The sequence below is a fragment of the Pandoraea sp. B-6 genome (assembly GCF_000282835.1).
In the GTDB taxonomy this organism is placed as follows: Bacteria; Pseudomonadota; Gammaproteobacteria; order Burkholderiales; family Burkholderiaceae; genus Pandoraea; species Pandoraea cepalis.
On record NZ_KB290511.1, the window covers coordinates 8,898 to 15,178 of the forward strand.

The following is a 6,281-nucleotide window of genomic DNA, read 5'->3' on the forward strand; positions in this document are numbered from 1 at the left end:
CTGGCTCGCGCGGTCGCTGCGGTACATCGATTCGCCCGTGGCGCGGGCGAGTTCTTCCGGTGTCATCTCACTGGTTGCCTTGGGGGCGGGGGAGGTCAGGCTCATCGTGTCTCTCGTGTTGTTATGGTGTCGGTCGATCAGCGGCCTTCGAACTTCGGCGCGCGCTTCTCCAGAAACGCGTTCACGCCTTCGGCATAGTCGTACGAGGCGCCGAGTGCGCGCTGTCCGTCGCGTTCGAGATCGAGTTGCTGGTCGAGCGTGTTGGTGGCCGAGGCATACAACGCTTCCTTGATCGTGGCGAGCGCCTTCGTGGGTTGCAACGCCAATTGCGCGGCGAGTTTCTGTGCTTCGGGCAGGAGCGCGTCATCGTCGACGCAGCGCCAGATCAGGCCCCACTGCTCGGCTTGTTCGGCCGAGAGCTTGTCGCCGAGCATCGCCAGTCCCATCGCGCGCGCCATGCCGACACGTTGCGGCAGGAACCACGTGCCGCCGGTGTCGGGCAGCAGACCGATCTTCACGAACGCCTGCAGGAAGTTGACCGACGCCCCCGCAAGCACAATGTCGCAGGCAAGCGCCAGATTCGCGCCCGCGCCCGCCGCGATGCCGTTCACTGCGGCAATCACCGGCAGCGGCATCGCGCGCAGCTTGCGCACGAGCGGGTTGAAGTTTTCGTCGATCAGCGCCCCGAGATCGGTCGAGGCCCCCGGCGTGAAGTCCAGATCCGCCAGATCCTGCCCGGCGCAGAAGCCGCGGCCGGCACCGGTCAGCACAATGGCGCGCGCGCCTTGTGCCTGGGCGGTATCGAGGGCATCGCGCAACGCCGCGTGCATCTCCCGCGTGAAGCTGTTGAGCTTCTCGGGGCGGTTGAGCGTGATCGTCGCGACGTTGGCTTGCAGCGTCAGTTGAACCGTGGCGGTCATCGGTGTCTTCCTCGGGGTGTCGTGATATCGAATGAGCGGAACAGGGCTGGCGATCAGAGGCGCTCGATGGCGATCGCGATGCCCTGGCCCACGCCGATACACATCGTGCACAGCGCGTAGCGTCCGCCGGTTCGGTGCAACTGATACATCGCCGTGGTGACCAAACGCGCACCCGAGGCACCCAGCGGGTGGCCCAGCGCAATCGCCCCGCCGTTCGGGTTCACGCGGGCGTCGTCGTCGGCAACGCCGAGCTGACGCAACACCGCCAGACCCTGGCTCGCGAAGGCTTCGTTCAGTTCGATCACATCGAACTGATCCAGCGTCATGTTCAATTGGCGCAGCAGCTTGAGCGTGGCCGGGGCCGGGCCAATGCCCATGATGCGGGGGGGCACGCCGGCGGTCGCCATGCCGAGCACGCGCGCGCGGGGCGTGAGGCCGTGCAGCTTGGCGGCGCTCTCGCTCGCGAGCAACAGCGCGCATGCGCCGTCGTTCACGCCGGAGGCATTGCCCGCGGTCACGGTGCCGTCCGCACGGACCACGCCCTTGAGCTTGGCCAGCGCTTCGAGGCTCGTGGCGCGCGGATGCTCGTCACGGTCGACGACGATCGGATCGCCCTTCTTTTGCGCGATCGAGACCGGTGTGATTTCCTGCGCGAGCGTGCCGTCGGCCTGCGCGCGCGCCGCCTTCTCCTGGCTGCGCACGGCGAAGCGGTCCTGATCTTCGCGGCCGATCTTGAAGTCGTCGGCGACGTTTTCGGCCGTCTCCGGCATCGAATCCACGCCGTACTGCGCCTTCATCAGCGGGTTGATGAAACGCCAGCCGATGGTCGTGTCGAAGATGGCGGCCTGGCGCGAAAACGCACTGTCGGCCTTGCCCATTACAAATGGCGCGCGGGTCATCGATTCGACGCCGCCGGCGATCATCAGTCCGGCTTCGCCCGCCTTGATGGCGCGTGCGGCCGTGCCGATGGCGTCCATGCCCGAGCCGCACAGGCGATTGAGCGTGGCGCCCGGCACGTCGATCGGCAACTCGGCGAGCAGCGATGCCATGCGGGCCACGTTACGGTTGTCTTCGCCGGCCTGATTGGCGCAACCGTAGATGACATCGTCGATCAGGGTCCAGTCGACGTTCGGATTGCGCGCCATGAGCGCCTTGAGGGGAACCGCGCCGAGGTTGTCGGCGCGTACGTCCTTCAGGGCACCGCCGTAGCGGCCGATGGGGGTGCGGATCGCGTCGCAGATGAAAGCTTCGGTCATGATCGTTCGTTCCTGTCTTGACTTGGGGCGGGGCTTGCAAGGCGTGTCCGGCGGCGCGCGCAGCGCAAGGCTTCCCGTTCCCTTCTCTATATATAGATGTATCGGAGGCTCAGGCAGCGCCGGCGTCGGACTTGGCCGGCACATGGTGGCGGCTTTGCACGACACGGAAGCGATTCGCGACGAAGGCGGCGTCGGCCAGGCTCGCGTTGGCGGCCGGGTTGCCGCCCGTGCCGTGGTAATCCGAGTAGGCTGCGGATTGGTTCACGAACACGCCGCCCGTCAGGTTGAGCGACAGGGCCACGCGCCCTTCGATGGCGGCGTCGAGCGCCTGGGCCTCGCCCTCGGCGGACGTCGTATACGCCGACAGTGTGAGTGCGCCATGGTCGGCGGCGGTGCGTCCGGCCAGGGCGAACGCCTGGGCGCTGTTGTCCACGGCGATCACAAAGGCGATCGGGCCAAACCATTCGCGCGTGTAGGTGGCGTCGTCGGCCACGTCGAGCGCGACGATCAGCGGCGTGCGCACGCGGGCGTCGGCGAAGGCCGGGTGCTGGAGTGTCTGGCTGTCGAGCACGACGCGGCCGACCTTGCGGGCGTCGTCGATGCGAGCCAGCACGCCTTCGTTCTGAATCGCGCCGAGCAGCTCAACGGCCTTGGCCGGGTCGCTGCACGTCTTCTGCACGCTGCCCGCGATGGCGGCGACCACTTCCTCGAACGACACCTTGCCGTCGGGCGTCTGGATGCCGTCGCGCGGAATGTAGATGTTCTGGGGCGCGGTGCACATCTGGCCCGAGTACAAGGCCAGCGAGAAGCCAATGTTGCGGGCCATGCCCTTCAGGTCGTCCGTCGAATCGATCACGATCTGGTTCACGCCGGCCTTCTCGGTGTAGACCTGCGCCTGACGCGCGTGGGTCTCCAGCCAGTCGCCGTTGGCGGTGCTGCCCGTGAAGTCGATCACGCGCACTTCACCGCGCGTGGCCAGTTGCTGGACGATGGCGCCGTCGTTCGGGTTGGTGGCTGCGAGCGTCACGACATCCGGATCGAAACCGGCGTCGCGCAGGACCTCACGCGCGATCTTCACCGTGATGGCGAGCGGCAGGATCGCGCCCGGATGCGGCTTGACGATCACGGCGTTGCCGGTGGCGAGGCTGGCGAACAGGCCCGGATAACCGTTCCACGTCGGGAACGTGCAGCAGCCGAGCACCAGCGCCACGCCGCGCGGCACGACCGTATAGCGCTTTTCCATGGCGAGCGGCGGGTTCTTGCCCTGCGGCTTTTCCCAATAGGCGCCCGCCGGGATGCGGCGCAGTTCGTCCCATGCGTAGGCCACGGCTTCGAGGCCGCGGTCTTGCGCGTGCGGGCCGCCGGCCTGGAAGGCCATCATGAACGCTTGGCCCGTCGTGTGCATCACGGCATTGGCGATTTCAAAGCTGCGCGCGTTCAGGCGGTTGAGAATTTCCAGCGATACGCCGACCCAGGCGTCCGGGGTGGCGGCGCGCCATGCCTTGTGGGCGTCGCTCACGCGGGCGAGCAGGGCGTCGATCTCGAAACCGGGATATGTCGTGCCGAGCGCGAAGCCGAACGGGGAGACCTCCTGGCCGACGCTACCCGTGCTGCCGCGCTGTTCCAACGGGAAGGCGGCATTCAGATACTGTTTGAAAGCGGCTTCGCCGTCGGCGGCGGCCGTCTCGCCATAAGCACGCGGACTCGGCATTTCCGTAAACGGGCTCCAGTAACCACGCGTGGCGATGGCCTGAAGGGCGCGCTCGAGAGTCTCTTGGTGTTTGGCGAAGAGGGGATGAGTCATGGTTGTGGATCTGTCCGTGTCGGGATGCGGCTGGCGGATTCGCTGTCTGCCGACGGGCGGCAAGACGCAGGTGACGGCACCGGGTCGTCGTCGATCGCTTTCATCGACATTAATTAACCGACCGGTTGGTTTGTTAATATAGCACCAAATCTTCCGGGCGTGGCACACGATGATGCCGGGTTTTCCCCAACGGCTTTGGTGGCGTCCCGAGAGTTGAGCTTAGGCGGTGGCGATGACGGTGATGAGGCTGTGCCCCGGCTGTCGTGGCGGTGACTCGGCGCGGAGCGCGGGTCGTCTGCTTGGCGGAACGCCAGGTGCGTGGCCAGGGGATCGATGGCATCATGTCTAACCACTGCAGTCGACGCCTGGCGGGTCTTGTTACCCCTGCTCGCCGTGTGCGCCGCAGCGCTGTTGCGAACCAACGGTGTGTCCATCGCCTGATGCCTGTTTCCGGTGACTGCCAGGGTATCGATCTCCTGAGTGCGCCGGCCCCCGAAACAAAAGACGAGACTTTGACTGGAGGAAGAAGAGGATGACGTACGAGAATATTCTGGTGGAAACGCGCGGCCGCGTCGGCCTGATCACGCTGAATCGTCCGAAAGCGCTCAACGCGCTGAACGATGCGCTGATGGACGAACTGGGCACCGCGCTCACAGCGTTCGATGCCGACGAAGCCATCGGCTGCATGGTGATTACCGGTAGCGAGAAGGCGTTCGCTGCGGGCGCCGACATCGGCATGATGTCGAAATACACCTTCGCGGATGTATTCAAAGGAGACTACATCACGCGCAACTGGGAAACGGTGCGCCGCATTCGCAAGCCGGTCATCGCGGCCGTGTCGGGTTTCGCGCTCGGCGGCGGCTGTGAACTGGCGATGATGTGCGATTTCATCATCGCTGCCGAGAATGCCAAGTTCGGCCAGCCGGAAATCAAGCTTGGCGTGATCCCGGGCGCCGGCGGCACGCAGCGTCTGACTCGCGCCGTGTCGAAAGCCAAGGCCATGGACATGTGCCTGACCGCGCGTTTCATGGACGCCACCGAGGCCGAGCGCGCTGGGCTGGTATCGCGCGTGGTACCGCTCGAGACGCTGCTCGACGAGGCGATCGGCGCGGCCAACACCATCTGCGAATATTCATTGCCGGTCGTGATGGCGGCGAAGGAAGCCGTCAACCGCGCATTCGAGTCAACGCTCGACGAAGGCGTGCAGTTCGAGCGCCGGATGTTCCATTCGCTGTTCGCGCTTGAGGATCAGAAGGAAGGCATGGCCGCGTTTGTCGAGAAGCGCAAACCGGTTTTCAAACATCGCTGATTCTGGCGTGCTGTACCGTGACGACCTCCTGCGGGGAGGTCGTCCTATGATAGGCTGCCGGTTTTTTCAGCAAGGGACAAAACGATGTCGATCAACCGACGCACATTTGCGCTGGCCTTAGTCGTGGCCTCGGGGCTGCTGTTGGGTGCCTGCGGGAAGAAGGAGGAATCGGCGGCGGGCCGGTCGGCGGGAGCGGACGGCGCGCAGACGGTGTACGTCGTCGGCACGGATGCCGCCTACGCGCCATTCGAATTCGAAACCGATACCCGGCAGATTGCCGGCTTCGACATCGATGTGATGAAGGCGGTCGCGGACAAGGCGGGCATCTCCGTGCGTTTCGTCAATACGCCGTTCGAGGGCATCTTCAATTCGTTGGTTCAGGGCGATAGGGACATTCTGATTTCGGCGATCACGATCACCGACGAGCGTCGTAAGCAGATGGATTTCTCGGCGCCTTACTTCGAGGCGTCGCAGTTGATTGCCGTGCCGCTGAACTCGACCGTGCAGAAATTCGACGATCTGAAGTCCCTCAAGGTGGGCGTGCAGACGGCCACCACGGGCGACGAGGTGGTGCAGAAGCTCATGGGCAAGAACAATCCGTCGGTCAAACGCTTTGAAGGCACGCCGCTCGCCATGAAGGAGCTGGAGGCCGGCGGTGTCGACGCGGTGGTGGCGGACAACGGCGTCGTGGTGAACTTTGTTGCCAACAACCCGGATGCCAAGCTGCGTACGGTCTCCGATAGCAGCTTTCCCAAGGAGTATTACGGGATCGCAGTACGCAAGGGGGATGCCGAGTTGCTGGGCAAGATCAACAAGGGGATCGAGGCGATCAAGGCGGACGGGACATATGACGCCATCTTCGCGCGCTACTTCGGCAAGAAGTCCTGAGGTCTGTCATACCAAGGCATTTGCGGGCGCCGTGATCATTTAAAGAAACCCCGTCACGTATCGTGACGGGGTTTTTTCATGGGTTTTCAAATTATTTTCACAAA

Annotated in this window: 5 protein-coding genes; 2 read left to right on the forward strand and 3 right to left on the reverse strand. The window is 64.6% G+C overall.

The window, feature by feature from the left end:
* Positions 1–137: 137 nt before the first annotated feature.
* The 3 genes from paaG to paaN form a co-directional block, all read right to left on the reverse strand.
* The gene (paaG, locus tag A985_RS0109595) at positions 138–920 is read right to left on the reverse strand and encodes a 2-(1,2-epoxy-1,2-dihydrophenyl)acetyl-CoA isomerase PaaG (RefSeq protein ID WP_017233191.1); all 783 of its coding nucleotides are present in this window, start codon (positions 918–920) and stop codon (positions 138–140) included.
* A 53-nt stretch (positions 921–973) separates the two neighbouring features.
* Entirely contained in the window at positions 974–2,176 is a 1,203-nt protein-coding gene (gene pcaF, locus A985_RS0109600; protein WP_017233192.1) for a 3-oxoadipyl-CoA thiolase, read from the reverse strand.
* A gap of 109 nt (positions 2,177–2,285) precedes the next feature.
* A complete protein-coding gene (paaN, locus tag A985_RS0109605; RefSeq protein WP_017233193.1) occupies positions 2,286–3,980 on the reverse strand; it encodes a phenylacetic acid degradation protein PaaN in 1,695 nt (564 codons plus the stop codon).
* Positions 3,981–4,512: 532 nt separating this feature from the next.
* On the opposite strand from paaN, the gene A985_RS0109615 reads away from it, so the two are divergent.
* Both A985_RS0109615 and A985_RS0109620 read left to right on the forward strand, forming a co-directional pair.
* Positions 4,513–5,289, forward strand: coding sequence for an enoyl-CoA hydratase (locus A985_RS0109615; RefSeq protein WP_017233195.1), 777 nt, complete (start codon positions 4,513–4,515; stop codon positions 5,287–5,289).
* A gap of 84 nt (positions 5,290–5,373) precedes the next feature.
* Positions 5,374–6,177 (forward strand): basic amino acid ABC transporter substrate-binding protein, encoded by an 804-nt coding sequence (locus A985_RS0109620; protein WP_017233196.1) that lies wholly within the window; start codon positions 5,374–5,376, stop codon positions 6,175–6,177.
* Positions 6,178–6,281 lie beyond the last annotated feature (104 nt).